At 63.7% G+C, this 26696-nt stretch carries 21 protein-coding genes and 1 pseudogene; 15 read left to right on the top strand and 7 right to left on the bottom strand.

Features of this window, described 5'->3' with window-relative positions; genetic code table 11:
- The first annotated feature begins 118 nt into the window (after positions 1–118).
- The gene (locus MJ8_RS21010; protein WP_201410659.1) at positions 119–1279 is read left to right on the top strand and encodes a PcfJ domain-containing protein; all 1161 of its coding nucleotides are present in this window, start codon (positions 119–121) and stop codon (positions 1277–1279) included.
- 50 nt (positions 1280–1329) lie between these two features.
- Here MJ8_RS21010 and MJ8_RS21005 read toward each other — a convergent pair whose 3' ends face one another.
- Entirely contained in the window at positions 1330–3138 is a 1809-nt protein-coding gene (locus tag MJ8_RS21005) for an NAD(P)/FAD-dependent oxidoreductase (RefSeq protein ID WP_201410658.1), read from the bottom strand.
- A gap of 165 nt (positions 3139–3303) precedes the next feature.
- Positions 3304–5223 carry a sigma-54-dependent Fis family transcriptional regulator gene (locus MJ8_RS21000; RefSeq protein WP_201410657.1) on the bottom strand — a complete coding sequence of 640 codons (1920 nt, stop codon included), beginning with the start codon at positions 5221–5223 and terminating at the stop codon, positions 3304–3306.
- Between the two features lie 375 nt (positions 5224–5598).
- Between MJ8_RS21000 and MJ8_RS20995 the strand changes: the two genes are divergently transcribed.
- The 9 genes from MJ8_RS20995 (at position 5599) to MJ8_RS20955 (ending at position 16309) form a co-directional block, all read left to right on the top strand.
- The gene (locus MJ8_RS20995; protein ID WP_263649705.1) at positions 5599–7350 is read left to right on the top strand and encodes an acetolactate synthase 3 large subunit; all 1752 of its coding nucleotides are present in this window, start codon (positions 5599–5601) and stop codon (positions 7348–7350) included.
- 83 nt (positions 7351–7433) lie between these two features.
- Positions 7434–8009 carry an acetolactate synthase small subunit gene (ilvN, locus tag MJ8_RS20990; protein WP_201410655.1) on the top strand — a complete coding sequence of 192 codons (576 nt, stop codon included), beginning with the start codon at positions 7434–7436 and terminating at the stop codon, positions 8007–8009.
- Positions 8010–8117: 108 nt separating this feature from the next.
- Entirely contained in the window at positions 8118–8714 is a 597-nt protein-coding gene (locus MJ8_RS20985) for a LysE family translocator (protein WP_201410654.1), read from the top strand.
- Positions 8715–8927: 213 nt separating this feature from the next.
- Positions 8928–10223: an efflux RND transporter periplasmic adaptor subunit gene (locus MJ8_RS20980; protein ID WP_201410653.1), complete on the top strand. Its 1296-nt coding sequence runs from the start codon at positions 8928–8930 to the stop codon at positions 10221–10223.
- Entirely contained in the window at positions 10220–13372 is a 3153-nt protein-coding gene (locus tag MJ8_RS20975) for an efflux RND transporter permease subunit (protein ID WP_201410652.1), read from the top strand. The genes MJ8_RS20980 and MJ8_RS20975 overlap by 4 nt, the downstream gene beginning before the upstream one ends.
- Before the next feature lie 63 nt (positions 13373–13435).
- Positions 13436–14053 carry a nitrile hydratase subunit alpha gene (gene nthA, locus MJ8_RS20970; RefSeq protein WP_201410651.1) on the top strand — a complete coding sequence of 206 codons (618 nt, stop codon included), beginning with the start codon at positions 13436–13438 and terminating at the stop codon, positions 14051–14053.
- Complete coding sequence (nthB, locus tag MJ8_RS20965; RefSeq protein WP_201410650.1) at positions 14050–14709, top strand: nitrile hydratase subunit beta; 660 nt, start codon at positions 14050–14052, stop codon at positions 14707–14709. The genes nthA and nthB overlap by 4 nt, the downstream gene beginning before the upstream one ends.
- Entirely contained in the window at positions 14696–15046 is a 351-nt protein-coding gene (locus tag MJ8_RS20960; protein ID WP_201410649.1) for a nitrile hydratase accessory protein, read from the top strand. The genes nthB and MJ8_RS20960 overlap by 14 nt, the downstream gene beginning before the upstream one ends.
- A 135-nt stretch (positions 15047–15181) precedes the next feature.
- Entirely contained in the window at positions 15182–16309 is a 1128-nt protein-coding gene (locus MJ8_RS20955) for an ATP-dependent DNA helicase (protein ID WP_201415516.1), read from the top strand.
- On the opposite strand, the gene MJ8_RS20950 is transcribed toward MJ8_RS20955, so the two are convergent.
- Positions 16306–17271 carry an IS481 family transposase gene (locus MJ8_RS20950; protein ID WP_201410648.1) on the bottom strand — a complete coding sequence of 322 codons (966 nt, stop codon included), beginning with the start codon at positions 17269–17271 and terminating at the stop codon, positions 16306–16308. The two genes, MJ8_RS20955 and MJ8_RS20950, sit on opposite strands and share 4 nt — an antisense overlap.
- A gap of 139 nt (positions 17272–17410) precedes the next feature.
- A complete protein-coding gene (locus MJ8_RS20945) occupies positions 17411–17860 on the bottom strand; it encodes an STAS/SEC14 domain-containing protein (protein WP_201410647.1) in 450 nt (149 codons plus the stop codon).
- Between the two features lie 108 nt (positions 17861–17968).
- Here MJ8_RS20945 and MJ8_RS20940 point away from each other — a divergent pair, with 108 nt between their 5' ends.
- From MJ8_RS20940 to MJ8_RS20930, 3 genes are all read left to right on the top strand, one after another.
- On the top strand, positions 17969–18709 hold the full coding sequence (locus tag MJ8_RS20940) for a pyridoxine 5'-phosphate synthase (RefSeq protein ID WP_201410646.1): 741 nt from the start codon (positions 17969–17971) through the stop codon (positions 18707–18709).
- 86 nt (positions 18710–18795) lie between these two features.
- Entirely contained in the window at positions 18796–20709 is a 1914-nt protein-coding gene (locus MJ8_RS20935; protein ID WP_201410645.1) for a potassium transporter Kup, read from the top strand.
- A 141-nt stretch (positions 20710–20850) separates the two neighbouring features.
- Positions 20851–22770, top strand: coding sequence for a potassium transporter Kup (locus MJ8_RS20930; protein WP_201410644.1), 1920 nt, complete (start codon positions 20851–20853; stop codon positions 22768–22770).
- Positions 22771–22870: 100 nt separating this feature from the next.
- On the opposite strand, the pseudogene MJ8_RS20925 reads toward MJ8_RS20930, so the two are convergent.
- Positions 22871–23757, bottom strand: a pseudogene (locus MJ8_RS20925) (SDR family oxidoreductase).
- A gap of 169 nt (positions 23758–23926) precedes the next feature.
- Here MJ8_RS20925 and MJ8_RS20920 point away from each other — a divergent pair.
- Together MJ8_RS20920 and MJ8_RS20915 are read left to right on the top strand one after the other, a co-directional pair.
- Positions 23927–24337, top strand: coding sequence for a winged helix-turn-helix transcriptional regulator (locus tag MJ8_RS20920; RefSeq protein ID WP_201410643.1), 411 nt, complete (start codon positions 23927–23929; stop codon positions 24335–24337).
- A 79-nt stretch (positions 24338–24416) separates the two neighbouring features.
- Positions 24417–25646 (top strand): FAD-dependent oxidoreductase, encoded by a 1230-nt coding sequence (locus MJ8_RS20915; RefSeq protein ID WP_201410642.1) that lies wholly within the window; start codon positions 24417–24419, stop codon positions 25644–25646.
- Here the strand turns inward: MJ8_RS20915 and MJ8_RS20910 are convergent.
- Positions 25600–26319, bottom strand: a complete 720-nt coding sequence (locus MJ8_RS20910) for a glutathione S-transferase family protein (RefSeq protein ID WP_201410641.1) — start codon at positions 26317–26319, stop codon at positions 25600–25602. The two genes, MJ8_RS20915 and MJ8_RS20910, sit on opposite strands and share 47 nt — an antisense overlap.
- Before the next feature lies 1 nt (position 26320).
- Positions 26321–26626 (bottom strand): Rieske (2Fe-2S) protein, encoded by a 306-nt coding sequence (locus tag MJ8_RS20905; protein ID WP_201410640.1) that lies wholly within the window; start codon positions 26624–26626, stop codon positions 26321–26323.
- Between the last annotated feature and the right edge of the window lie 70 nt (positions 26627–26696).

The raw sequence follows: 26696 nt of genomic DNA, 5'->3' as shown, positions 1-26696 counted from the left end.
CCACAACTCGCCATCCCGAGAGGAGACCTGTCAATGATCCCGCAATCCAGATCGTCACGATCCGTGCCGACGCTGGAAATGCGTGCGGCGGACAGGGTTCCAACTGGGAAGAACGGCCATGGCCAGGTCCATGATCCAGCGCAGGCAGGACGCCGAGCGCCAACGTATTGAAGCATATGATGCAAGGCTGCGGCAGGTCTTCGCCGCCACGCGTCCCGTTCCGGATTTCGAGCGGGCGCTGGACGACGCTCGCTCGGGCTTTGCCGGCATGGCGATCCGCGACGGCGCGCTGTGGCGTCCGAAGCTGAAGACGCGCAACCGCGCGCGCCTGCGGCTGGCCGCGGCACGTTATCTCTATGCGCGTTATCCGGTTTCGGCCGCGCTCGAGAGCGTCTGGCTGGACAGCACAGGCCTGGACGCCAATGAGATCGCATTTCGCAAGTCCTGGTATGTGACGGTCGCGCGCGGCGACTCGCTCTACAAGGCCGGCGCCAACGCCTGGCTGTCGCGCAAGGAGGTGCATTGCTTCCTCAACGCGTCCGGCGACATTGGTTTCGCCGAGGCATTCTGGCTGGCGATTGCCCGGTCCTACACGGACGACCAGGGATTGGCGGCCCGGCTTGCGCGCACGAAGATCGCGCGCACGCCGCGCCGCGAACTAGCCTTCTGGCGCGAGGTTGTGCGCTTCTTCTGCGGACATCCCGCTCCGAAGGAGGAGATCGACGATCTGTGCGATTACATCGGCGCCATGCATCAACGTGATGCGGCCTATAGCCTGAAGGGACGCACGCTTCTGTCGCTGCGCCGGCAGATGTTGGATTGGCATCGCGACATCGCCGCGATCGAACGCATAGAGGCCATGCGACGCCGCGCGGCCGGACGTAACCAGCGTGTCGCGGGAGCACAGGCGCAGAGCGGTGCCTGGGATGGCTCGCGCCTGGAGGACTGGGAATGGCAGCCATCGGCCAAGGAAGCGAAGGTGCGCGGCGAGCGTTTCTTCGTTCGGCAGTTGAAGACCGCCGAGGACCTGGTCGCCGAGAGCCGCGCGATGCATCACTGCGTTTCGACCTACGCGGCCAAATGTATCGCCGGCAACGCCTCGATCTGGGTGCTGCGGCGTACGGCGCTGGCCAAGATCGAGCGGCTGCTGACGATCGAGCTCGATCCGCAAAACCGCGCGATCCAGGTGCGCGGTTTTGGCAACCGTCTGGCCTTGCCGGAGGAGCGCAAGATCGTGGAGCGCTGGGCCAAGGCGAGGGGTGTGACACTCAGGGCGTGAATGCGAGACCCGCGCGGCGCGAGCCGCGCGGGTCTTTTGCACGATGGCAATCAGCTCTTGTGATAGACCTCCTGCAGCCCATAGACCGGCGTTGGCAGGCCGACCTGTCGGGCTTTGAGCTGCAGCGACAGGTATTGCGAATAGTGCCGCGACTGGTGCAGGTTGCCGCCGTGGAACCACAGCGCTTCCTGCTGCGTCGGCTTCCACATATTGCGCTGCTCGCCTTCCCATGGACCCGGATCCTTGGTGGTAGCGGAGCCCAGGCCCCAGACCTTGCCCACCTTGTCGGCGACTTCCTGTGAGATGAGGTCCGCGGCCCAACCGTTCATCGAGCCGTAGCCGGTGGCATAGATCACCAGATCTGCCGGCAACTCGGTGCCGTCGACGAATTTGACGCCGGTTTCGGTGAGTTCCTGCACGGCAGCACCCGGCCCGCTCTTCAGCTTGATCGAGCCGTCGATGACGAGGTCGCAGGCGCCGACATCGATGTAGTAGCCGGAGCCGCGGCGCAGGTATTTCATGAACAGGCCGGAGCCGTCATCGCCCCAGTCGAGCATGAACCCGGCCTTTTCCAGGTCGTCGTAGAATTTCGCGTCGCGCTCCTTCATCTGCTGGTAGAGCGGGATCTGGAACTCGTGCAGGATGCGGTAAGGAAGTGAGGCGAAGATCATGTCCGCCTTGCGCGTCGTCATGCCGTTCTCGACCGCCTGCTCGGAGTAGAGCGCGCCAAGCCCGATATCCATCAGCGTGTCCGACTTGACGATATGGGTGGACGAGCGCTGCACCATGGTCACGTCGGCGCCGCCTTCCCACAGCGCCGCGCAGATGTCGTGCGCCGAGTTGTTGGAGCCGATGACCACCACTTTCTTGCCGCGGTATTTGTCCGGACCGGGATGGGTCGAGGAGTGCTGCTGCTCGCCCTTGAATATGTCCTGGCCCTTGTATTTCGGCCAGTTCGCCTTGCCGGACATGCCGGTGGCCAGCACCAGTTGCTTGGGCTTGAGCACGATCTCCTTGCCGTCGCGCTCGACGACGACGGTCCATTCCTTCGTCTTCTCGTCGTATTTGGCGGATTTCGCGGTGGTGGAGGACCAATAGTTCAGCTCCATCACCTTGGTGTACATTTCCAGCCAGTCGCCGATCTTGTCCTTCGGCGCGAAGACCGGCCAGTTCTTCGGGAAGTCGATATAGGGCAGGTGATCGTACCAGACCGGATCGTGCAGGCAGAGCGACTTGTAGCGCTTGCGCCAGGAGTCGCCCGGACGCTCGTTCTTCTCGACGATTATGGTGGGCACGCCGAGCTGCTTCAGCCGTGCGCCGAGCGCGATACCGCCTTGGCCGCCGCCGATGATGACGACATAGGGCTGCCTGGTGTGGCCGAGCTCTGCGATCTCGTCGTCGCGCTCCTCCCGCCACGTCTTGCGGTCCTTGCCATGGCCATGCTTGGCGCCGAGGGGACGGGTGAAGCCTGCTTTCTCCTCATGGCCTTTCAGCTCGGCCATCGTGGTCAGCAAGGTCCAGATCAGGTCGCCCTTGAACCGCACAAGGCCAAAGCCGCGCGCCACATTCGTCTCGAAAGTGATCCAGGCGGTGATGACGCCGCCGTCCTCGCTTGCTTCCTCGCCCTTGGCCACCGACCAGCCGGTCGGCTTGGTGTTGGCCAGCGTCGCCCGCAGCATGTCGCGAACCTGATCCTGGCCCTCCATCGTCTTCAGGTTCCAGGTGAAGGTGACGAGGTCGCGCCAGTAGCAGTCGGCCTGGAAGCAGTTGACGGCGCTGTCGATATCGCCGGCTTCCAACGCTTTGCCGAACTTGTCGAGCAGCGCTTGAGCCTTGGTGGTGGGTGTTCTCTCGAGCATTTGTTCTCCTCCACTTGCTAGAGTGCGCCATGAGCAGCAAGCGGCGTGCCAACCGTGGCGCTCATCATGGATTAAAATGGAATCAACCTGTTAGGACGCTCTGCCGTCGTATTGCCTGTTGCATTGGCTGTTGCACGCGCTACGGCGCGCCACACCCCTTTAATATCAGTTCGGCGCTTCCAGCCGCAGGCGCTTCATGCGGCGATGCACCGTGGTGCGGTCGACGCCGAGCCGCCGCGCGGCCTCGGAAATGTTCCAGCCGGTTGCCGCCAGCACGGCCAGCAGGGCGCCGCGCTCTTCCTCGGGCGAGGGCGCGCGCAGCGCGACCAGGCTGGCGGAGGGGGCCGGCGCCGCCGCGCGGGACGTGGCGAAATCGGGCAGGTCGGAAGGCTGGATCGTCTCGTCGTCGCAAAGCGCCACCGCCAGATCCACAGCGTTGACGAGTTCGCGGATGTTGCCGGGCCAGTCATGGCGGATCAGCGCCAGCCGCGCCGCCGGCGACAGCTTTGCCGGCCGCCCGGCAAGGCGCGCCCGCTCGCCGACCAGCCGTTCCAGCAGCCATTCGAAATCGGTGCGTTCGCGAAGCGGCGGCAAGGTCAGCGAAGCGGCGTTCAGCCTGTAGAACAGGTCCTCGCGGAACCGGCCCTCGGCAACCAACTGGCGCAGGTCGTGATGCGAGGCGGAGACGATCTTGATGTCGACAGGCCGAGGCGCGATGCCGCCTACCGGGATCAGTTCGCGCTCGGCGATCACCCGCAAAAGCCGCGACTGCAGCGCGTAGGGCATGTCGCCGATCTCGTCGAGGAACAGCGTGCCGCCGTCGGCGCTCTCGATCAGGCCCTTGCGCCCCTTGGCCGTGGCGCCGGTAAAGGCGCCCGCGGCATGCCCGAACAGCTCGCTCTCGATCAGATGTTCCGGGATGGCCGCGCAATTGATGGCCACGAACGGGCCGGCGCGCCCGGAGCTGTCGTGGAGCGCGCGGGCGAGATACTCCTTGCCGGAGCCGGTTTCGCCATGGATCAGGGTCGGGATTGTGGTGCGCGCCAGCTTGGCGGCCCTGAGCTGCATTGCCGCCATGGCCGGGTCGCCGGCGGAAAGCTCGGCGATCGGCTTCGGCAGCACCTCGACCGGCGTGCGGCGTCCGCTCGGCGGTTGCGGCTCGATGGCATGCGCGAAGAGAGCGCTGCCGTTGCGGCCGAACACCAGCCGTTCCTCGGTCGGGCGGCCGCGCGTCAGGTTCGGCAGGTCGTCGATGTCCATATCAAGATAACGCGAGATCGGCTGGCCGATCGGCGAGGCGCGCCGCCAGTCGATGCCGCCGGCCTGCGCCAGAAGCAGCGCTCCGCCGCGCGTCGTGCCAAGGATGCGGCCGGACGCGTCGAGCGCGATCGCCGCGTCCGGATCGACGTCGAGGAACTCCGGCGAGCGCGAGAAGCGCAGTACCCATTCCGAATGCATCTGCGCCATCAGGTTGGCGAGCTCGATGCGCCGGGCCGACGCCGTCACCAGATGCAGCGCGAGATTCTGGCTGACCTTCGGCTGCGGCGAGCGCAGCAGCGATATGTCGAGCACGGCGGTCAACTCACCCTTGGTGTCGAAAATCGGCGCGGCGGTGCAGGAGAGCGGCGTGTGGGTGGTGTCGAAATGATCGGTCTGGTGAATGGTCATCGCCTCGCCGGTGACGATGCAAGAGCCGACGCCGCAGGTCCCGGTACGGCTCTCCGACCATTCGGAGCCGAGATAGAGCCCGGCCTTGCGCAACTGATCCATGAACAGCGGGTCGCCGAGAAAGTCGACGGTGACGCCCTTGGCGTCGGCGAGCAGCAAGACGTAGTTCTGGCCCGCCACCTGCTTGAACAATGTCTCCAGGCCGCTGCGGGCAATGGCGATCAGCCTTTCGGACTGCTCGCGGTGCTCGCGCAGCTGGGTATCCGGAACGATGTACGCTTCCGTCGGACGTGCCGGGTCGAGCCGATGCTGGTCGATGCAACGCAGCCAGGATTGGACCACGATATCGTCGCGGGCCGAGCGCACGCCGGACAGCACCTGTTCGATTTCGCGGATATGCTCCCGCTCGCCAGCCATGCGTCCTCCTCGCACGTCCTTTGCCAGCGCATAGTGGTGCCTCGGAGCGGCGCGCTCAACTGTACTATGGTAGCTGTACCATGGGAGCGGGCAGGCGCCCGTTCTCACGGACGGGTGAATTCGCACGGGACCCCATTGACGAGCCCGCGTTTTCGCCCTTATTGTCCGCGCCCATGAAAACGGCACTCATTCTCGTAGGCTGGCGCGTGGGCAAGGCGGTGTAACCGCCGGGCGAAAACCTCCCATGCGCATCCCACAGGCTCCCTCGGGGGCCTTTTTTATTGCCTTCAACCAAACTAAACGAGCAGCAAATCGCCGGATGGCGAACAGTACGGGACCAGACCGATGAGCAACGGACAGAACGAGCGGCGCGAGATGACGGGCGCCGAAATGGTGGTGCAGGCGCTGAAGGACAACGGCGTCAAGCATGTCTTCGGCTATCCGGGCGGCGCGGTTCTCCCGATTTACGATGAAATTTTCCAACAGGATGAGGTCGAGCACATTCTGGTCCGGCACGAGCAGGGCGCCGGCCATGCGGCAGAAGGCTATGCGCGCTCGACCGGCAAGGCCGGCGTGCTCCTGGTGACGTCCGGCCCTGGCGCGACCAACGCGGTGACGCCGCTGCAGGACGCGCTGATGGATTCCATTCCGCTGGTCTGCCTCACCGGCCAGGTGCCGACCTCGCTGATCGGCTCCGACGCCTTCCAGGAATGCGACACGGTTGGCATCACGCGGCCCTGCACCAAGCACAACTGGCTGGTGAAGGACGTCAACGATCTCGCCGCCACCATCCATGAAGCCTTCCACGTCGCAACGACGGGCCGGCCCGGCCCGGTCGTGGTCGATATCCCGAAGGACGTGCAGTTCGCCAAGGGCATCTATGTGCCGCCGCAGACAGCGCCGCGCACCAGCTACCAGCCGAAGGTCCAGGGCGACCTGGAGAAGGTGAAGGCCGCCGTCGAACTGATGGCCGCCGCCAAGAAGCCGATCATCTATTCGGGTGGCGGCGTCATCAATTCCGGCCCGGAAGCCAGCCACCTGCTGCGCGAGCTGGTCGACCTCACCGGTTTCCCGATCACCTCGACGCTGATGGGCCTCGGCGCCTATCCGGCATCCGGCAAGAACTGGGTCGGCATGCTCGGCATGCACGGCACCTACGAAGCCAACATGGCGATGCATGACTGCGACGTGATGGTGTGCATCGGCGCGCGCTTCGACGACCGCATCACCGGCAGGCTCAATGCCTTCTCGCCGAATTCGAAGAAGATCCATATCGACATCGACCCGTCCTCGATCAACAAGAACGTCCGTGCCGATGTCGGGATTCTGGGCGATGTCGGCCGCGTGCTGGAAGATCTGGTGCGGCTGTGGCGGGCGACCGCCAAGACCGACAAGAAGGCGCTCTATCCGTGGTGGGAGCAGATCGCGAAATGGCGGGCGCGGGATTCGCTGGCCTACAAGATGAACAGCGACGTCATCATGCCGCAATACGCGATCCAGCGGCTCTATGCGCTTACCAAGGACATGGACACCTATATCACCACCGAGGTCGGCCAGCACCAGATGTGGGCGGCGCAGCACTATCATTTCGACAAGCCGAACCGCTGGATGACCTCGGGCGGGCTGGGCACGATGGGATACGGCCTGCCGGCGGCGCTCGGCGTGCAGATCGCGCATCCGGACGCGCTGGTCATCGACATCGCCGGCGACGCCTCGGTGCAGATGACCATGCAGGAGATGAGCTCGGCGGTGCAGTACGAGGCGCCGATCAAGATCTTCATCCTCAACAACCAGTATATGGGGATGGTGCGCCAGTGGCAGCAGCTCTTGCACGGCAACCGGCTGTCGCATTCCTATACCGAGGCGATGCCCGACTTCGTCAAGCTGGCGGAAGCCTATGGCGGCCACGGCATACGCTGCGACAAGCCGGACGAGCTCGACGACGCGATCCGCGAGATGATCTCGGTCAAGAAGCCGGTTCTGTTCGACTGCCGTGTGGCGACCTTGGCCAACTGCTTCCCGATGATCCCGTCCGGCAAGGCGCATAATGAGATGCTCCTGCCCGACGAGGCCACCGACGAGGCGGTGGCCAATGCCATCGACGCCAAGGGCAGGGAACTGGTGTAGCACCCTCACAGGGCGGGGCTGTCGCGAGAAAGCCGTGCGCAAACAGAGAATTAGCTCAAAAGTCTGAAATCGAGATTCACGTCATGAACGCACAGCACCTTCAACCGACCGGCTCCGCCTATTTCATCGCCAAGGAGACCGAGAAGCCGGAAACGCACACGCTTTCCGTGCTGGTCGACAACGAGCCGGGCGTGCTCGCCCGCGTCATCGGGCTGTTCTCGGGGCGCGGCTACAACATCGAAAGCCTGACCGTCTCCGAGACGGAGCATGAGAGGCATCTGTCGCGCATCACCATCGTGACGCGCGGCACGCCGCATGTGATGGAGCAGATCAAGAACCAGCTCGAGCGCATCGTGCCGGTGCACCGGGTGGTCGACCTGACCGTCCGCTCGCACGAGCTCGGGCAGGAGCGGCCGCTCGAACGCGAGCTCGCGCTGGTGAAGGTCGCCGGCACCGGCGATGCCCGGGTCGAGGCGCTTCGCCTCGCGGATGCTTTCCGCGCCTCGGTCATCGACGCCAACACCGAGCATTTCATCTTCGAGATCACCGGCAAGGGGTCCAAGCTCGACCAGTTCATCGCCATCATGAAGCCGCTCGGCTTGGTCGAGATCTGCCGCACCGGCGTCGCGGCGATGAATCGCGGCCCGCAAGGAATGTAATCAGGACGGTCATCCTGTTTTCGACTTGGCCCGGCGGTTGCCGGTTTCTGGCTTTTGCGCATTCGCTAAAAAAGGACAATAAGGCTGACATATATCCGGGAGGATAACATGTCGCTCGACGCATTCCTTGCCCTGTTGGTCTATGCCTTCGTGACGTCGATAACGCCGGGGCCGAACAACTTCATGCTGCTCGCTTCCGGCGTCAATTTCGGTATCGCCAGGACCGTTCCGCACATGCTGGGCATCAGCATCGGCTTCCTGGTCCTGCTCTTGGCCGTCGGCTTCGGGCTCGGCGCGGTGCTGACGGCGTTCCCTGTGCTCCATACGGCGCTGAAGATCGCGGGCGCGGCCTATCTGCTCTACCTCGCCTGGAAGATTGCCATGTCACGCTCGATGAGCGACAAAAAGGGGGCGGAGGGGCGGCCGATGCGCTTCATCGACGCCGCGGCCTTCCAATGGGTCAACCCCAAGGCATGGGTGATGGCGATCACCGCGATGGCCGTCTACACCAATGCCGATCACCCGTTCCTCTCTGTGGCATTGATCTCGATCGCCTTCACCATCGTCAATCTGCCCAGCGTTTCGGTGTGGGCCGGCTTCGGCACGGCGCTGCGCGGTTTCCTGTCGGATCCGGTGCGGTTGAAATGGTTCAATATCGCCATGGGTCTGTTGCTCGCGGCGACGCTGTGGCCGATGCTCCGCTGATGGCATTTGGGGCTGATGCGAGGGTTCGCGGCGGCGTGTTAGCCGGCTGCCCAATCATTGTGCACTGCACATTAAATCTTCGTAATGCCGCGTTTTGACCCTTTTCCGCCAACGCCTTGTCCTATCTATTCGGCGAAAATCGCGGCAAGAGCCGTGAATCGAGCTACAATGGACCACCGGGATCGGCGCGTCGGATAGAGGGCTTGTTTGTCGATGCGCGGAAAAATCGCCTTTGCAGTTGTTGCGGTCGCCTGTCTGGCGGGCGCCGGGCTCTATTATTCGCCCGCGACGCTGGCGAGGGTCCAGCAGCTGATTTCGGGCAAGCAAGCCGCCGCGGACAAGACGGCGAGCGGCGACAAAACGGCTGGCGCCCCGGACAGTGCGAAAGGTGACAATGCGAAGGGCGGCGGTCCGCGTTCGGCCTCGATCGTCTCCGCCACCGCGACAACCGCCGATTTCCCGATCCGCCGCTATGCCATCGGCTTCGTCTCGTCACCGGAGGTGGTCAACATAAATGCCCGTGTTTCCAGCCAGATCGTGTCGATAGCGGTCAAGGACGGGCAGATGGTCAAGGCCGGCGATCTGCTTATTTCGCTCGATGACCGCGCGCTGAAGGCGCAGCTCGCTAAGGATCAGGCGCAGCTCGCAAAGGACCAGGCGATGCTGGTGAGCGCCCAGGCTGATCTGCAGCGCGCCAAGGACCTCGTCGCCAAGCAGGCCGGCACGCAACAGACCTACGATCAGGCGCTGGCGGCGCAAAAGTCCGCGGCCGCCACCATTGATGCCGACAAGGCGACCATCGATGCCGACACCGTGCAATTGAGCTATGCGACGATCACGGCGCCGATCTCCGGCCGGCTCGGCGCGGTCAACGTATCGGTCGGCGATCTGGTCACCACGAGCAACGGCAACTCAGGCAGCTCGACGCCGCTGGTCACCATCACCCAGATGGACCCGCTGCAGGTGAACTTCACGCTGCCCGAGAGCAACCTTGCCCTGTTGCACAAGGCGCTCGCCGACCCACAGCAAGGCGACGTGACGCTGACCAAGGACGGCGATCCGACGCCAATCGGCAAAGGCACGCTCGACTTCGTCGATTCCAGTGTCGATACCGCTTCCGGCACCATCGCGACGCGGGCGAGCATACCCAATCCGGATCTTTCGCTGTGGCCCGGGCAATATGTGAACGTGGTGCTCGATGCCGGCACGATGCCGCAGATGACCTCGGTTCCGACGGTCGCGGTGCAGCCCAGCCAGAAGGGTCCTTTCGTCTATGTCGTCAAGCCGGACAACACCGTCGAGATGCGACTGGTGCAGGTGGCGCTGACGGAGGGCCAGAACAGCGCCATCAGCGATGGTCTCAAGAGCGGCGAGAAGGTCGTCGTCGAAGGCCAGACACGGTTGAAGGACGGCGCGGCGGTGCATGAAGGCAAGGCGGCCGCCAGATCCGGCGATCAGGCATCACCCAAGGTCGCGGAGGCCGACAAGGCCAGCGGGGCGAGCCAATGATCTCCGAATTCTGCATCCGCAGGCCCGTAGCCACCCTTCTGATGTCGTTCGCCCTCATTCTGGGCGGCATCTTTGCCTACAAGTTCCTGCCGGTGGCGGCGCTGCCCAGCGCCGAATTTCCGGTGGTCAACGTTTCGGCCAGCCTGCCCGGCGCCTCGCCGGAGACGATGGCGACATCGGTGGCGACGCCGCTGATCAAGCAGTTCGCGACGATCGCCGGCATCGATTCGATCTCGACCACCAATTCGCTCGGCCAGACCTCGATCGCCATCCAGTTTGTGCTCAACCGCGACATCGACGCAGCCGCGGCCGACGTGCAGGCGGCTATTGCAAGAACGCAAAAATCGCTGCCGCCGGAAATGACCTCGCCGCCGAGCTATCGCAAGGTCAACCCGGCCGACGCGCCGATCCTCCTGATGTCGCTGGTGAGCGACACGGTCCCGCTGACGGATCTCGACGCCTTTGCCGAAAACGTGATCTCGCCGTCGCTGTCGACCATCGACGGCGTGGCGCAGGTTTCGATCTTCGGCCAGCAGAAATATGCGGTGCGCATCCAGATCGACCCGACCGCGCTCGCCGCGCGCGGCATCTCGATCGATCAGCTGCAGGCCGCGATCACATCGGCCAACAGCAACACGCCGCTCGGCGTCCTGCAGAACAACAAGCAGCAACTGACCATCACCGCCAACACGCAGCTTACCAACGCTGCCGGCTTCTCCAACCTGATCATCGCCACCAAGAATGGTCACCCGGTGCGGTTGGGCGAGGTGACCCGCGTCGTCGACTCGGTCGAGACTACGACGACGGCGAGCTGGTATGACGGCACGCGCGCCGTCATCCTCGCCGTCCAGCGCCAGCCCGACGCCAACACCGTCGACGTCGTCGACAAGGTCAAAGCGATGCTGCCGTCCTTCCAGGACCAGATGCCGGCGGCAGCCAGCATCAAGCTGCTCAACGACCGGTCGACCTCAATCCGGCAAGCCGTCGACGACGTCCAGTTCACGCTGCTCCTGACCATCGCCCTGGTGGTGATGGTGATCTTCGTCTTCCTGCGCAGGGTAACCGCAACCATCATTCCTGCGGTGGCGGTGCCGATCTCGCTGATCGCCACGCTTGGCGCGATGTTCCTGTTCGGCTTCTCGATCGACAACATCTCGCTGATGGGACTGACCTTGGCCGTCGGCCTTGTCGTCGACGACGCCATCGTCATGCTGGAAAACATCTTCCGCCACATGGAAGAAGACGGGCTGTCGGCCTTCGACGCGGCGCTGAAGGGCGCGCGCGAAATCGGCTTCACCATCATCTCGATCTCGATCTCGCTGGTGGCCGTGTTCATTCCGGTGCTGCTGATGGGCGGCGTCATCGGCCGCATCTTCAACGAATTCGCCGTGGTGGTGACCGTCGCCATCCTGGCCTCGATGTTCGTGTCGCTGACGTTGACGCCGATGCTCTGCTCACGGCTGTTGTCGGTGACGAAGGCGGATCGTGAAAAGCATGCGCCCGGTCACAAACCGGACCTCATCACGCGCGGCTACGATCGGATCCTGGGCTTCTGCCTGCGAAACACTTTCCTGGTGTTCCTCGTCTTCGTCGCAACCGCGGCGGCGTCGGTGTGGCTGATCCAGGTTTCGCCGAAGGGCTTCTTTCCGCAGGAGGATATCAGCCAGATCTCGGTGACCACGCTGGCGCGCCAGGACATCTCTTTCGACGCCATGGTCAAGCTGCAGGGCAAGGTCGCGGATGTATTCTCGCACTCTCCCTATGTGACGCATGTCGCCTGGTCGGTGGGCGGCAGCCAAAGCGCGCTCAATCAAGGCCGGCTTTACGTCCAGTTGAAGGACAAGAGCCAGCGCCCCGACATCGAGAAGGTGCAGTCCGATCTGAGGAAGCAACTTTCCAACGTGGCCGGCATCGAAACCTATATGCAACCGGTGCAGAACCTGCGCCTCGGCTCGCGGTCGTCGGCCAGCGCCTATCAGTTGGTGGTCCAGGGCCTGGATACCGGCCAGACCGATATCTGGGCGCAGAAGCTGAACGATGCGATGGTCGCCGACCACACGATGTTCACCGACGTCACCAGCGACCTGCAGAACAACGCCTTGCAGGCATCGCTGGTGATCGACCGCGACAAGGCCGCCCAGCTCGGCATCGATACCGACACGCTGCGTTCGGCCCTCTATGGCGGCTTCGGTACCGATCAGGTTTCGACGATCTTCGGTTCGGCCGACAGCTATGAGGTGATCACCGAGCTCGACCCCAAGATCGAATGGTCGCCGGAGCGGATGCTGGCCATCCAGATGCGGACGGCGAGCGGCAGCCTGGTGCCTCTCGGCGCCTTCGCGCATGTCGACCGCACGGCCGGCGCGCTGACGGTCAATCAGCTCGGCCAGCTTCCGGCGGTGACGATCTCCTACAATCTGCCGCAGGGCGTCTCGCTCGGCGACACGGTGACCCGCATCGACCAGCTCAAGGAACAGATCGGCATGCCGAAGGAGATCTCGACTACCTTCGCCGGCACGGCCAAGACCTTCCAGGATTCGCTGGCCAACCAGGGCCTGCTGATCGGCGGCGCGATCCTGACGATCTATATCGTGCTCGGCATGCTCTATGAGAGCTTCATCCACCCGCTCACCATCCTCACCGGCCTGCCGTCGGCGGTGTTGGGCGCCGTGGTGGCGCTGCGCTTCGCCGGCATGGACCTTTCGGTGATCGCGGTGATCGGCATCCTGATGCTGATCGGCATCGTCAAGAAGAACGGCATCATGATGGTCGACGTCGCGCTCGAGCTGAGGCGGCAGGGCATGTCGGCGAAGGACTCCATCCACAAAGCCTGCCTGATGCGTTTCCGGCCGATCATGATGACCACCCTTGCCGCGTTGATGGGTACGTTCCCGATCGCGCTCGGCACAGGCGCCAGCGCCGAATTGCGCCAGCCGCTCGGCGTTGCCGTGGTCGGCGGCCTGCTCGCCTCGCAGGCGCTGACGCTGTTCGTCACGCCGGTGATCTATGTCTATTTCGAGAACTTCTCGGGCTGGCTGCTCAGCTTCTCGTCGAGAAGGAGCCGGCCGGCACTGCATGTGGTGGAAGGCGGCGAGCAGGGCTCGCTGTTTGACGGCGAGGCAGAGCCGAAGAAGGTGGCGGCCGAGTAGATCGCGCGACTGGCCCAAGCCGCGGCGCTTGCGGCCGATCGCTGCCGATCCTAGTCTGTGACCATGTCCCATGATCATGACCATGACAACGAGCTGGATCCCTTCGCGGCGCGCGTTCGCGCGCTGGAGACAATCCTGACCCAAAAGGGCCTGATCGATCCTGCGGCTATCGACGTCATCGTCGATACCTATGAGACCAAGATCGGCCCGCGCAATGGCGCGCGGGTGGTTGCGAAGGCCTGGAGCGATCCGGCCTATGCCGAATGGCTCAAGCGCGACGCGACCGCGGCGATCGGGTCGCTCTCCTATACCGGGCGCCAAGGCGAGCACATGCAGGCCGTGTTCAACACCGAGGAGACGCACAATCTCGTCGTCTGCACGCTCTGCTCCTGCTATCCGTGGTCGGTGCTCGGCCTGCCGCCGGTCTGGTACAAGGCGCCGCCTTACCGCTCGCGGGCGGTGATCGATCCGCGCGGGGTGCTCGAGGAATTCGGGCTGACGCTGCCCAAGGATAAGAAGATCCGCGTCTGGGATTCGACCGCTGAGCTTCGATACCTGGTGGTGCCGATGCGCCCGAAAGGCACCGAGGGCTGGAGCGAGGAACAGCTTGCAAGCCTGGTCAGCCGCGACGCGATGATCGGCACCGCGCTGGCCAGAGAGCCGAAAGGGGAGCCGGCATGAACGGGCCGCAGGATCTCGGCGGGCAAATGGGTTTCGGGCCTGTCGCGCCCGAGAAGGACGAGCCTTATTTCCACGCGGCATGGGAAAGGCGGGCGCTTGGCGTGACGCTCACCGCCGGCGGCATGGGCGCCTGGAACATCGATGAAAGCCGGCATGCGCGGGAATCGCTGCATCCCGCCGATTACTATTCATCGAGCTACTACCAGATCTGGATCAAGGCGCTGGAAACGCTGCTGAAGCGCCATGGCTTCGTCACCGAGCGCGACCTTGCCGCCGGCAAGGCAGTCGATCCAGCCGCGACGCCGAAACGGGTGCTGAAGGCGGCGGACGTGCCGGCCGTGCTCGCCAAGGGCGGGCCGTGCGACCGTCCCGTAGGCACGCCGGCGCGTTTTCGCGCGGGCGATCGGGTACGCACGAAGAATTTCAACCCGACCGGCCATACGCGCCTGCCACGCTACGCGCGCGACAAGACCGGGAGGATCGAGGCCGTTCGCGGCGGCTTCGTCTTCCCCGACAGCAACGCGCATGGCAAGGGCGAGAACCCGCAATGGGTCTATACGGTGGTGTTCGACGGGCCCGAAATCTGGGGCGAGGGCGCCGATCCCACGCTCAGCGTCTCGATCGATGCCTGGGAGAGCTATCTTGAGCCGGCATGACGGTGTGTTGCCGGCAGGATTCGACGAGCCGGTCTTCGCCGAGCCGTGGCAGGCCGAAGCCTTCGCCCTGACGGTGGCGCTACACGACAACGGTCTGTTTTCGTGGAGCGAGTGGGCGGATGCCCTGTCCGCCGAAGTGAAGCAGCCAGGCGCCGCGAGCGACGGACACGATTATTACGAGCACTGGCTGGCGGCGCTGGAGAAGCTTTTGTCCCGGAAGGGTGTCGCCGGCAAGGGCGAGGTCGACGAGCTCGCCGCGGCTTGGGAACGCGCCGCGCACGCCACGCCACATGGCAAGCCGATCCTGCTGGAGAACGATCCGGGCGTGGGCAGATAGATTGTCTTTGTTCTCTTTACGTTCCGGTTTGCGGCTGATAGCCTGAATTGTCGGAGGCGCCCGCGCTCGCAGCCGACGACGGCCGACATGACGGCCAATCTTGTCTTTCGTCAGCGAATCCGGTCTGTCGCACTGATGGAATTCTCCCCGCAACAGGACGAGGCTTTGAAAGCGGTCGGACGCTGGCTCAAGGAGGGCCGGCCGCAGGTCTTTCGGCTGTTCGGCTATGCCGGCACCGGCAAGACGACGCTGGCGCGCTATTTCGCCGAGCATGTCGACGGGCAGGTACAGTTCGCCGCCTTCACGGGCAAGGCGGCGCAGGTACTGCGCTCGAAGGGCGCGACCAACGCCCGCACCATCCATTCGCTGATCTATAGGCCGAAGGGCGAGGAATCGGTCGAGGACGAGGTGACCGGCAAGACCTCGATGTCTCCGACCTTCTCGCTCAACCGGCAAAGCCCTATCTCGCGCGCCAAGCTCGTCGTTATCGACGAATGCTCGATGGTCGACGAGCAACTCGGCCGCGACCTGATGAGTTTCGGCACGCCGATCCTAGTGCTCGGCGATCCGGCGCAGCTGCCACCGATCTCGGGCGGCGGCTTCTTCACCGAGCACGAGCCTGATGTGCTCTTGACCGAGATACACCGCCAGGCGCGCGACAATCCGATCATCCGGCTGGCGCTCGACGTGCGCGAGGGCCGGGAATTCATGCATGGCGACTATGGCACGGCGCAGGTGATCGGCAGGGAAGCAGTCAATCAGGATCTGGTGCTCAGGGCCGACCAGGTGCTGGTCGGCACCAACCGCACGCGCCGACGCTACAATCAAAGGCTGCGCGAGCTGAAGGGGTTCAACGCCGATTTTCCGCAGGCCGGCGACAAGCTTGTCTGCCTGCGCAACGATCCGGCAAAGGGGTTGCTCAACGGCTCGCTGTGGAAAGTGATGACATCCTCGCGCGAAACGGTGAAGCCCGGCATCAACCTTCTGGTCTCGCCGGAAGAGGACGATCCCGACCGCGGCGTCGCCAAGATCAAGCTGCTCAAGGCGGCGTTCGAGGATCCGGACGCCGAGATCCCCTGGCAGCAGAAGAAGCGTTTCGACGATTTCGACTACGGCTATGCGCTGACGGTGCACAAGGCGCAGGGCTCGCAGTGGAACGACGTGGTGCTGTTCGACGAGAGCTGGGCCTTCAAGGAAACAAGGCAGCGTTGGCTCTATACGGCAATCACCCGCGCCGCCGAGCGGCTGACGGTGGTGCGCTAGGTGTTCAGTCCCGAGGTCAAGTGGACGGGATTGAGCCGGAACCTTTCTGGCTGTTTGGCCCATGCCGCACAGATGGCTTCGTAAGGTGTAAGGCCGTGAAGGGTCTTTAGCCGCCTGGCGAAGTTGTATCCGTTGAGGAAGGCAGCAAGGTGATTTTCAAGTTGTCGGTGGGTCTCGTAGTGATATCGCCGGACAGTTGCCTCTTTTAGCGTTCGGTTCATCCGTTCGACCTGACCGTTGGTCCATGGATGGTTGGGTTTGGTGAGACGGTGCTGGATGCCATGCCTCCAGCAGGTCCGGTCGAAGGGATGGCCGCGCCAACGCGCGGTAGGGCCATTCCGGTTCTTGGGCAGGTCGGCGAACTGGATGCCATTGTCGGTGAGCACGGTGTGGATTTTGTAGGGGACGGCTTCGACCAATTCGTCGAGGAAAGCTCTTGCAGTGACTGTGGTCGCCTTCTGCATCAGCCGAGCGAAAGCGAACTTCGAGGTCCGATCCACTGCCACGAATAGGTAGAGCTTACCCTCTTCGGTTCGAACCTCGGCGATGTCGATGTGGAAATAGCCGATCGGGTAGCGCTTGAAGGGCTGTTTGGCCGGCCTGTCGCCGGCGACCTCGGGTAGGCGGCTGATCCCGTGGCGCTGAAAGCAACGATGCAAGGACGACCGCGTCAGGTGCGGGATTGTCGCTTGCAGCGCATAGAGACAGTCATCCAGAGGCAGCAGCGTATGCTTGCGGAAGGCGACGATCATCGCCTCCTCCTGAGCCGTCAGAACGGTGGAGCGTACAATCTTCGGACCCATCGGCGCATCATGGACGAAGGCCCGCTTTCGCCACTTGGCGACAGTCTTCTGATTTAGACCGTGCTGCGCTGCGAGTTCTTTGAGCGGAGCCTCCGATCGCTGTATCGCTGCTCGGATGGCGTGCGTGGTCGTGGCGCTGCCGTGGAGTATCTGTCCCATAGCTCATCCCTGAATGAAGGATCAGCTTGACTGATTCCCCCACACTCCGGGACTAGACACCTAGAGCATTTCACCGTTTCACGGAAACGGTGAAATGCTCTATCTCCTTGTTTTTACGCAATTCCGGGCGGAAAACCGCTCACACTTTTCCTGGATTGCTCCAGGGTTGTTCGGATTCAGGTGAGGTCGGCCTGTCCGTCGGCCTTGCGCCAAGCCACTGCCAGGCCGCTTCCTCATCGTCGACATCGAAGCGTCTGACTTCGAAAGGCAGCGTCTTCGGGAAGATGCCGCTGACGAGGGTGGCCCAACTCGGCTCGCCGATGACGGCGCAGCGCACGACATGCTCCATCGCGTCGGCCACGCCCTGCCGGAGCGTGTCTTGCTTGATATTGGGCCAGTCGACGCTTTCCTCGTCGGTCAGCCTGATCAGCACATCGATGCGCGGATGCAGCGCGTAGGCGGCCTCCAGCAGCCCGAAGAGGTTTTCCGCGTCGGCCGGCGAGACATCGCCGACGACGTCTATGGCAAAAAGCGCGTCGCGATTGGTCTCGATGCGGCGGATCGCCGGCACGGCTTCGAGGAAATTCACTGGCAAATCCTTGTCTTAGCCTCCAACTATCCCCTGGAACACGCGAAACCCTCTATCTGTTCCCGTCAAAGGCGGTATAGATGCCCGCCGATCCACTGGACCCAGCTCATGCCCGCCAAGCTCTCGGTCAACCTCAACGCCATCGCCATGCTGCGCAATCGTCGCGATCTGCCATGGCCAAGCGTCACCGGGCTTGGTCGCATCGCGCTTGCCGCCGGCGCGCATGGGCTGACGGTGCATCCGAGGCCCGACGAGCGGCATACCAGGCATTCCGACCTGCCCGAGATCAGGGCGCTGATCGACGACGAGTTTCCGTCCGCGGAGTTCAACATCGAGGGCTATCCGACCGAGGATTTCCTGGCCCTCGTCGAGAAGAACCAGCCCGAGCAGGTGACGCTGGTGCCGGACGATCCGGCACAGGCAACCTCCGATCATGGCTGGAACTTCGTCGCCCAGGCGGCGTTCCTCACTCCGATCGTCAAGCGGTTGAAGAAGGGCGGCTTCCGTGTGTCGCTGTTTTCGGATGCCGACCCGGACGGGGTCAACGCGGCGCGCGACACCGGCGCCGACCGCATCGAGCTCTATACCGGGCCGTATGGAGGTTTCCATTCCGATTCCGCAAAGGCGGCGAAAGAACTGGAAAGACTGGGAAAAACCGCCGACGCCGCATTCAAGGCCGGACTCGGCGTCAATGCCGGCCACGATCTGACGGTGAAGAACCTGCCGGCATTGGCCAAACGCATCCCGGCATTGGCCGAAGTATCGATCGGACATGGGTTGACAGCGGATGCGCTGGAGTATGGCATGGCCGGCACGGTCGGGCGGTTCTTGAAGGCCTGCGGATGGTAGGGGACCTTGAGTAGTTTCGACAGTCTTGGTGCGTCCCGCGCATCGCGGCGACCTCAGAACGCGACGAATCCGGTAAAGTGGGGTTCATGGTGCTAGCCAACGGCAGCGAAACGGAATCCCTCGAACGGTCGGGCCATGCCGAAACCGAACGGCAGCACAGCACCAAGGTGCTCATGCTCGGCGCGCTGGGCGTCGTCTATGGCGACATCGGCACGAGCCCGATCTACGCCTTCCGCGAGGCGCTGCATGCCTCGTCGAGCTCTGTCGCCCGCCACGATGTGCTGGGCGTTTTGTCGCTGATCGTCTGGGCGCTCACCATCATCGTGACGATCAAATATGTCGCCTTCGTGCTCAGGGCCGACAACAAGGGCGAGGGCGGCACGCTGTCGCTGATGTCGCTGGCTCGCAGCGCCTATCCGCCTGGCTCACGGCTTATCCTGGTGATCGGCCTTTGCGGGGCGGCGCTGTTCTTCGGCGATTCGATCATCACGCCGGCGATCTCGGTGCTGTCGGCGGTCGAGGGCCTGGAGGTCGTCACGCCGGCGCTCGATGCCTATGTGGTGCCGATCACGCTGATGATCCTGGCGGTGCTTTTCGCCGTGCAGCGCTTCGGCACGGGCAAGGTGGCGGCGGTGTTCGGACCCGTGACCGCGACATGGTTCGTGGCGATCGGCGCGGCCGGCCTCTATCATATCGTCGACGATCCGTCCGTCTTCCTCGCGATCAACCCGTACTACGCGATCTATTACCTGGCCACCACGCCGACAGGCGCCTTCGTCACCGTCGGCGCCGTGTTCCTGGCGGTGACCGGAGCCGAGGCGCTTTACGTCGACCTTGGCCATTTCGGCCGCAAGCCGATCGTCATGGCCTGGTTTGCAATCGTGTTCCCTTGCCTGCTCTTGAATTATTTCGGGCAGGGCGCGTTCGTGCTCTCGCATGGCGGCAAGCCCACCAACCCGTTCTTCCAGATGCTGCCGGAATGGGCGCTGGTGCCGATGGTCGGCCTCGCGACCGCGGCAACGGTCATTGCCAGCCAGGCCGTCATCTCCGGCGCCTTCTCGCTGACAAGACAGGCGGTGCAGCTCAATCTTCTGCCCCGCATCGAGGTGCAGCACACCTCCGAGATGCAGAGCGGCCAGATTTACATGCCGAGGGTCAACCTGCTGGTCGCGCTCGGCGTGATGCTTCTGGTCGTCGGCTTCGGCAGCTCGAGCGCGCTTGCCTCCGCCTACGGCATTTCGGTGACCGGCGAGATGCTGATGACGACGGTGCTACTGTTCGTCGTCATGCGCTGGCTCTGGAAATGGCAGCTGGCGCTGGCATTGGCGCTCGCGATGCTGTTCGGCGTCATCGATCTCGGCTTCTTCTCGGCCAATGTCGTCAAGATCGTCGAAGGCGGCTGGGTGTCGATCACGGTCGCCTCGATTATGGGGCTGATCATGTGGACCTGGATCCGCGGCAGTCGCTACCTGTTCGATAAGACGCGCCGCAACGAGATCCCACTCGATTTCCTGGCGGCGAATCTTCTGAAGAAAAAACCGCAGCTGGTGTCGGGTACCGCCGTGTTCCTGACCAGCGATCCGTTGAGCGCGCCGACGGCGCTGATGCACAGCCTGAAGCACTACAAGGTGCTGCACGAGAAGAACGTCATCCTGTCAGTGGTGACGGCGCCGCAGCCGGTGGTGCCGGACAGCGAGCGCGTCAAGCTGGAGACGGTCAATGAGCTGTTCATGCGCGTGACGCTGACCTTCGGCTACATGGAGCAGCCCAACATCCCGCGCGCCCTGGCCATCTGCCGCAAGCAGGGCTGGAAGTTCGACATCATGACGACATCCTTCTTCCTGTCGCGGCGCTCGCTGAAGGCCTCGCCCAATTCCGGCATGCCGGTCTGGCAGGACCGGCTGTTCATCAGCCTGGCGCGAACGGCGGCCGACGCGACGGAGTATTTCCAGATCCCCACCGGACGCGTGGTGGAGATCGGCACGCAGGTCGCGATCTGACGATCTCCATCCGACGCAGAGGTCCGGCCGTTCCGTAAACGGAAAGCCGTGCGTGGGCGGCATGGGAGCCCTCACGTCAGGGCACTTGATATTGCACTGCAGCAAGCGTAGAGCACCGCGCGTTTTATCGGAGTGTCGTCCATGGCCCTTGCCAATGGTGGTGCAGACGCAGAATCCGCCGACCAATCGGGCTATGCGGAAATCGAGCAGCACAGCACCAAGGTGCTGATGCTGGGAGCGCTCGGCGTCGTCTATGGCGATATCGGCACCAGCCCGATCTACGCGTTTCGCGAAGCGCTGCATGCTTCCTCGGGCGGCGACGTCGCCAATCGCGCCGACATTCTGGGCGTGCTGTCGCTGATCATCTGGTCGCTCACCATAACGGTCACCGTCAAATACATCATGTTCGTGCTGCGCGCCGACAACCGCGGCGAGGGCGGCGTGCTGTCCTTGATGGCGCTGGCGCGCGGGACTTTCCCGACGCGCTCGGCGATCGTGCTCGGCATCGGCATCGTGGGAGCATCGCTGTTCTTCGGCGACGCGGTCATCACGCCCGCCATCTCCGTACTGTCGGCGGTCGAAGGCATGAACGTCGTCACACCTGCCTTCCAGCCCTATGTCGTGCCATTGACGCTTTTGATCCTTGCGATGCTGTTTGCGGTGCAGCGCTTCGGCACCGGCGGCGTGGGCCTAGTTTTCGGCCCGGTGACGGCAATCTGGTTCCTCGCCATCGGCCTGTCCGGTCTCAACCACATCATCGACGATCCCGAAATCCTGTGGGCCATCAGCCCGCATTACATCGTGGCCTTCTTCATCAATTCGCCTGACGTGTCCTTCGTCACTGTCGGCGCGGTGTTCCTAGCTGTCACCGGCGCCGAGGCGCTTTACGCCGACCTCGGCCATTTCGGCCGCAAGCCGATCGTTCTGGCCTGGCTTGCAATCGTGTTTCCCTGCCTGCTTTTGAATTATGCCGGGCAAGGCGCTTATGTGCTTGCCAAGGGCGGCACGGTCGGCCATCCGTTCTTCGAGATGAACGAGGGCTGGGCGCTCATCCCGATGGTGGTGCTGGCGGCGGCGGCGACGGTCATCGCCAGCCAGGCGGTGATCTCCGGCGCTTACTCGCTGACCCGGCAGGCCGTGCAGCTCAATATGCTGCCGCGGCTCGAGATCCTGCATACGTCCGAAAAGCAGTCCGGCCAGGTTTACATGCCGCGTGTCAACATGCTGCTGGCGCTGGTGGTGATGCTGCTGGTGGTCGGCTTCGGCGAATCCAGCAAGCTCGCCTCGGCTTACGGCATCTCGGTTACCGGCAACATGCTGGTGACGACGACGCTGCTGTTCATCGTCATGACCCGCATCTGGAAGTGGAACATCTGGCCGGCGGTCGCCCTGACGGCGATGTTTGCGCTCATAGATGTCGGCTTCTTCGCCTCCAACATCGTCAAGGTGTTCGAGGGCGGCTGGGCGTCGCTGGCCGTGGCCTTTGCCATCATCCTCGGCATGTGGACCTGGGTGCGCGGCAGTCGCTACCTGTTCGACAAGACCCGCCGCAACGAGATCCCGCTCGATTTCCTGGCGGCGAATCTTCTGAAGAAAAAACCGCAGCTGGTGTCGGGCACCGCCGTGTTCCTGACCAGCGATCCGCTGAGCGCGCCGACGGCGCTGATGCACAGCCTGAAGCACTACAAGGTGCTGCACGAGAAGAACGTCATCCTGTCGGTTGTGACGGCGCCGCAACCGGTGGTGCCGGACAGCGAGCGCGTCAAGCTGGAGACGGTCAACGAGCTGTTCATGCGCGTGACGCTGACCTTCGGCTACATGGAGCAGCCCAACATCCCGCGCGCCCTGGCGATCTGCCGCAAGCAGGGCTGGAAGTTCGACATCATGACGACATCCTTCTTCCTGTCGCGGCGCTCGCTGAAGGCCTCGCCCAATTCCGGCATGCCGATCTGGCAGGACAGGCTGTTCATCGGCCTGGCCAAGACGGCTGCGGACGCGACGGAATATTTCCAGATCCCGACCGGACGCGTCGTGGAGATCGGCACGCAGGTCGCGATCTGACAGGCTGCGCCGCATCGGCCGGAGCAGTGTCGAGGGGAGACAGGCAAACGGTCGAGGTGAAGCGCAGCCGAGAGAGAAGCGCTCTCGGCTGCGCCGATTTTCAGCCGAGGAGGGCGGTCTTGTTCGCTTCGAGGAACTGCTTCAGCGTCCGCGGCTTGCGGCCCGAGAGCTTTTCGACGGCATCGGTCACCTCGCCGATGCGGCCGGCGCGGGTGTTGACATCGAATGAAACGATGATGCGGGCGAAATCCTCGGGAACGCCTGCCGCCTTGACACCCTCGGTCAGCGCCTCGTCCGGCAGTTGGATGACTTCCAGCGGCTTGCCGGTTACCTCGCTTACCAGCGCCGCAATCTCGTTTGTCGTGTAGGCGTGCGGGCCGGTCAGCGTGTAGATGTGGCTTTCCTTGGAGCCGGATGCGAGGCCGGCGGCGATGGCGGCCGCCATGTCGTCGCGCGCGCCGTGGGCGATGCGCCCGTCGGCGGCCGACGTGTACCACTTGCCCGACGAAATGGCGTGCGGCAGCGACATGAATAGGTTCTCCTGATACCAGCCGTTGCGGAAGATCGTGTAAGGGATGCCACTCGCCTTGATCGCCTGCTCGGTGCCGTAGTGGTCGCCGGCAAACAGCACCGGCGAGCCTGGCTCGGGATTGGGCATCGACGTGTAAAGCAGGTGTGAAACACCCACAGCCTTGGCTGCTGCCACTGCCGTCTCATGCTGCGTCAGGCGCCGGCCCGTCTTGAGGTCGAGGTCGTTGGTCGAGATGATTAGCACGCGGTCGGCGCCCTTAAATGCCTTCTCCAGCGAGGTCCTGTCGTTGAAGTCGGCAACCCTGACGGCGATGCCGCGCGCCGCCAGATCGGCGAGGTTTTCGGGGTAGCGGCGATGATGCTCGAGGGCGCAATTTTCTGTGCGTCCAGCAAGTGATTGATGACGGCGCGGCCAAGCTGGCCGGAGGCGCCGGTGACGAGGAGGGTTTCGGTCATGGGAGGGTCCCTGAAAATTGCGTCGTGGGCGGATCAATTGGCAGTCTCAAAAAGAGACCAGCACTAAAATAGGAATTGACTGAAAGCCGTAAAGAAGGCAGTTTTTCGGGAGGTAGGCACGGCGAGGGAACCAGCCCAGCCGGCCGAATTTCGATCAGCGGATGTCGCGATGGACAGCAAGATCTTCAATCTCAAGGCCAAGCTCGAGGTCTATAAGGCCATGACCGGCGGCGGCAATTTCGCCGACTGTCCGGTCCGCGACGTCATCCAGGGCATCAGCGGCAAATGGAGCTCGCTCCTGGTGATGGCGCTGGCCGAAAAGCCCTATCGTTTCGGTGAGCTGCGCCGTCTGGTTCCCGACATCTCTCAGCGCATGCTGACGCAGACGCTCTACGAGCTGCAACGCGACGGCTATGTGCATCGCGAAGTTTTCCCGACCAAGCCGCCAAGCGTCGAATACAGCCTTACCGATCTTGGGCGCTCGATGTTCCTGCCCCTGCAACAGCTCATTCAATGGGCCGAGCTCCACCATGACGCGGTGCGCGACGCGCGCGCCGCCTTCGACGCCGCTCAAGGCTGATATCTCGATAAGCGTCAAAGCGCCCGCTTGATCCGGCGCATTCCACGCGGGATTGTCCCCGCCGTTCGGGTTGGGGACAATGGGCAAATCTTACGAGATCGCGATTGCCGGCGCTGGTCCGGCCGGGCTGGCGGCAGCGCTTTACCTCAAGCGAGCCGGGCACAAGGTCACCGTTTTCGAGCGCTTCGACGCACCGAAGCCGGTCGGTTCCGGCCTCATCCTGCAACCGACCGGGCTGACCGTGCTCGCCGATCTCGGCCTGCTGGACGACATCCTTTCGCTTGGCAGCCGCATCGAACGGCTGCACGGCACCGATGCGCAGACCGGACGCACGGTGCTCGAGGTCCGCTACGACGCGCGGCGCGGCCGCCGCTTCGGCCTCGCGGTCCACCGCGCGGCGCTGTTCGGCGTGCTCCACCGCGCCGCCTTGCGCGAAACGATCGCCATCGAAACCGATGTCGACGTCGAGACGCCGGAGACAGCCGAGCGCGCGACGCTGGTCTGCGCCAACGGCAGGCGGCTCGGACCGTTCGACCTGATCGTCGATGCCAGCGGGGCGCGCTCGAAATTGCGGCACTATCTCGGCGATGCCGCGATGCCGCGACCGCTCGCCTATGGCGCATTCTGGGCGTCGCTCGGTTGGCGGGATGGTTTTGACAAAAGCGCGCTGCTGCAGCGCTACGACAAGGCAAGCATCATGGTCGGCGTGCTGCCGATCGGCCGGCCGGAGCCCGGCGCGCAAGACATGGCGGCTTTCTTCTGGAGCCTCAAGCCGATCGACGCCGAACGCGTGAAGGCCGAGGGGCTCGAAGCATGGAAGGCGAGGGTGGTGTCGGTCTGGCCGGAGTGCGAGGCTTTCACCGGCCAGATCGACAGTTTCGAGCAGCTCTCGCTCGCGCGCTACGGCCATCATACGATGAAACTACCGGCCGGCCGGCGGCTTGCCGTCATCGGCGACGCCGCGCATTCGACCAGCCCGCAGCTGGGGCAGGGCGCGAACATGGCGCTGCTCGACGCGGCCGCGCTCAGCCATGCACTGGCGCGGACGAACAGCATCGATGAAGCGTTGGAGACTTATGCGAGCACACGCCGTTGGCACGTGCGCGTCTTCCAGGCGCTGTCGTTGTCGCTGACACCGTTCTATCAATCGGACTCCGCGGCCTTGCCCTTCGTCCGCGACCGTATGGTGGCGGGACTGGCGCGAATTCCGCCGGGGCCGCAATTCCTCGCCGCCATGGTCGCGGGAACCGTGATCGATCCGTTCAGGCGGATCGGGCTTGCGGAGTGTCAATGGCCTGCCGCCGGATGATCCCGGACAGGTAAGATCCCCTTGCCCGCAGGAAGGAATGCAGCCGCCGCGGATAGTCCGCGCCGACCGCCTCCTCGACCGATTGCCGCCTGTTCAAGGCCGTGCGCCATGCCTGGACGAGCGGCTTGCCGTCGAGAATGCCGAAATCGCCGATGCAGTCGAAGGTGTCGAAATAGCGGAAGATCGGCCCGTAGACGGCATCGACCAGCGAGAAGCGCTCGCCGGCGAACCATGAGCCGCTCTGCCTTGCCGACAGTTCCGCCTCCAAACGCGCGAACATCTCGGACAAGCCTCTAATTTCATTGAGGAAAGCGGCTTCGTCGGTAGCCGAATAGAAGCGGCCGATGGCGTTGAGGATGGCCGAGCCGAATTCGATCCATGCGCGATGCCTAGCTCGCGTAAGCGGGTCCGCCGGGTGCAAGGGATTGGCCTCGGTCTCCTCCAGGAATTCCAGGATGACGGCGGATTCGAAGATCACCTCCTCCGAAGCGTCGTGCCGGACGCGGAGCAGCGGTACCTTGCCGAGCGGCGAGACGGCTTTGAACCATTCCGGCTTGTCAGAAAGGTCGACATAGACCCGCCCGAACGCCACGCCTTTCTCGGCGAGCGCGATCGCTGCGCGCTGGACGTAGGGGCAGAGGTGATGGCTGACGAGGGTGAGGCTCGCGGTCATCTCACTCTCCCCAGACATAGTTCAGGGCGCCATCTTCGACGCGTGTCGACAGGAACATCAGGCGGGATCCCTTCGGTGCCGGTCCTTCGAGACGCTCGCCATTATCCATGTCGAATTTCGCGCCATGCCATTGGCAGACGAAAGCACCGTCCTTGCAGTCCAGCGGTCCGCCGAAATGCAGGCAGGCATTGGCCGCCGCGCGGATGCGCCCGCCGCTGCGCCAGACATGGACCTCGCGGCCAAAGAAGGGCGCGATCAGGCTGCCGGTCTGGGGGACATCGGCGATCTTGCAAATTTCATGTTTCATCGGAGAACTCCCTATCGATGCAATTGCATCTATATGGATGCAAATGCATCGATCGTCAAGCTTGATGCAA

The organism is Mesorhizobium sp. J8, assembly GCF_016591715.1.
Lineage (GTDB): Bacteria > Pseudomonadota > Alphaproteobacteria > Rhizobiales > Rhizobiaceae > Mesorhizobium.
The sequence above is the reverse complement of the archived record's forward strand: the minus strand, read 5'-3'. Positions and strand labels throughout refer to the sequence as shown.

Bases quoted from the DNA above. Each gene is read 5' to 3' on its own strand.
- MJ8_RS21010 (WP_201410659.1), top strand. From the start codon at position 119: ATGGCCAGGTCCATGATCCAGCGCAGGCAGGACGCCGAGCGCCAACGT.
- MJ8_RS21005 (WP_201410658.1), bottom strand. From the start codon at position 3,138: ATGCTCGAGAGAACACCCACCACCAAGGCTCAAGCGCTGCTCGACAAG.
- MJ8_RS21000 (WP_201410657.1), bottom strand. From the start codon at position 5,223: ATGGCTGGCGAGCGGGAGCATATCCGCGAAATCGAACAGGTGCTGTCC.
- MJ8_RS20995 (WP_263649705.1), top strand. From the start codon at position 5,599: ATGACGGGCGCCGAAATGGTGGTGCAGGCGCTGAAGGACAACGGCGTC.
- ilvN (WP_201410655.1), top strand. From the start codon at position 7,434: ATGAACGCACAGCACCTTCAACCGACCGGCTCCGCCTATTTCATCGCC.
- MJ8_RS20985 (WP_201410654.1), top strand. From the start codon at position 8,118: ATGTCGCTCGACGCATTCCTTGCCCTGTTGGTCTATGCCTTCGTGACG.
- MJ8_RS20980 (WP_201410653.1), top strand. From the start codon at position 8,928: ATGCGCGGAAAAATCGCCTTTGCAGTTGTTGCGGTCGCCTGTCTGGCG.
- MJ8_RS20975 (WP_201410652.1), top strand. From the start codon at position 10,220: ATGATCTCCGAATTCTGCATCCGCAGGCCCGTAGCCACCCTTCTGATG.
- nthA (WP_201410651.1), top strand. From the start codon at position 13,436: ATGTCCCATGATCATGACCATGACAACGAGCTGGATCCCTTCGCGGCG.
- nthB (WP_201410650.1), top strand. From the start codon at position 14,050: ATGAACGGGCCGCAGGATCTCGGCGGGCAAATGGGTTTCGGGCCTGTC.
- MJ8_RS20955 (WP_201415516.1), top strand. From the start codon at position 15,182: ATGGAATTCTCCCCGCAACAGGACGAGGCTTTGAAAGCGGTCGGACGC.
- MJ8_RS20950 (WP_201410648.1), bottom strand. From the start codon at position 17,271: ATGGGACAGATACTCCACGGCAGCGCCACGACCACGCACGCCATCCGA.
- MJ8_RS20940 (WP_201410646.1), top strand. From the start codon at position 17,969: ATGCCCGCCAAGCTCTCGGTCAACCTCAACGCCATCGCCATGCTGCGC.
- MJ8_RS20935 (WP_201410645.1), top strand. From the start codon at position 18,796: ATGGTGCTAGCCAACGGCAGCGAAACGGAATCCCTCGAACGGTCGGGC.
- MJ8_RS20930 (WP_201410644.1), top strand. From the start codon at position 20,851: ATGGCCCTTGCCAATGGTGGTGCAGACGCAGAATCCGCCGACCAATCG.
- MJ8_RS20920 (WP_201410643.1), top strand. From the start codon at position 23,927: ATGGACAGCAAGATCTTCAATCTCAAGGCCAAGCTCGAGGTCTATAAG.
- MJ8_RS20915 (WP_201410642.1), top strand. From the start codon at position 24,417: ATGGGCAAATCTTACGAGATCGCGATTGCCGGCGCTGGTCCGGCCGGG.
- MJ8_RS20910 (WP_201410641.1), bottom strand. From the start codon at position 26,319: ATGACCGCGAGCCTCACCCTCGTCAGCCATCACCTCTGCCCCTACGTC.
- MJ8_RS20905 (WP_201410640.1), bottom strand. From the start codon at position 26,626: ATGAAACATGAAATTTGCAAGATCGCCGATGTCCCCCAGACCGGCAGC.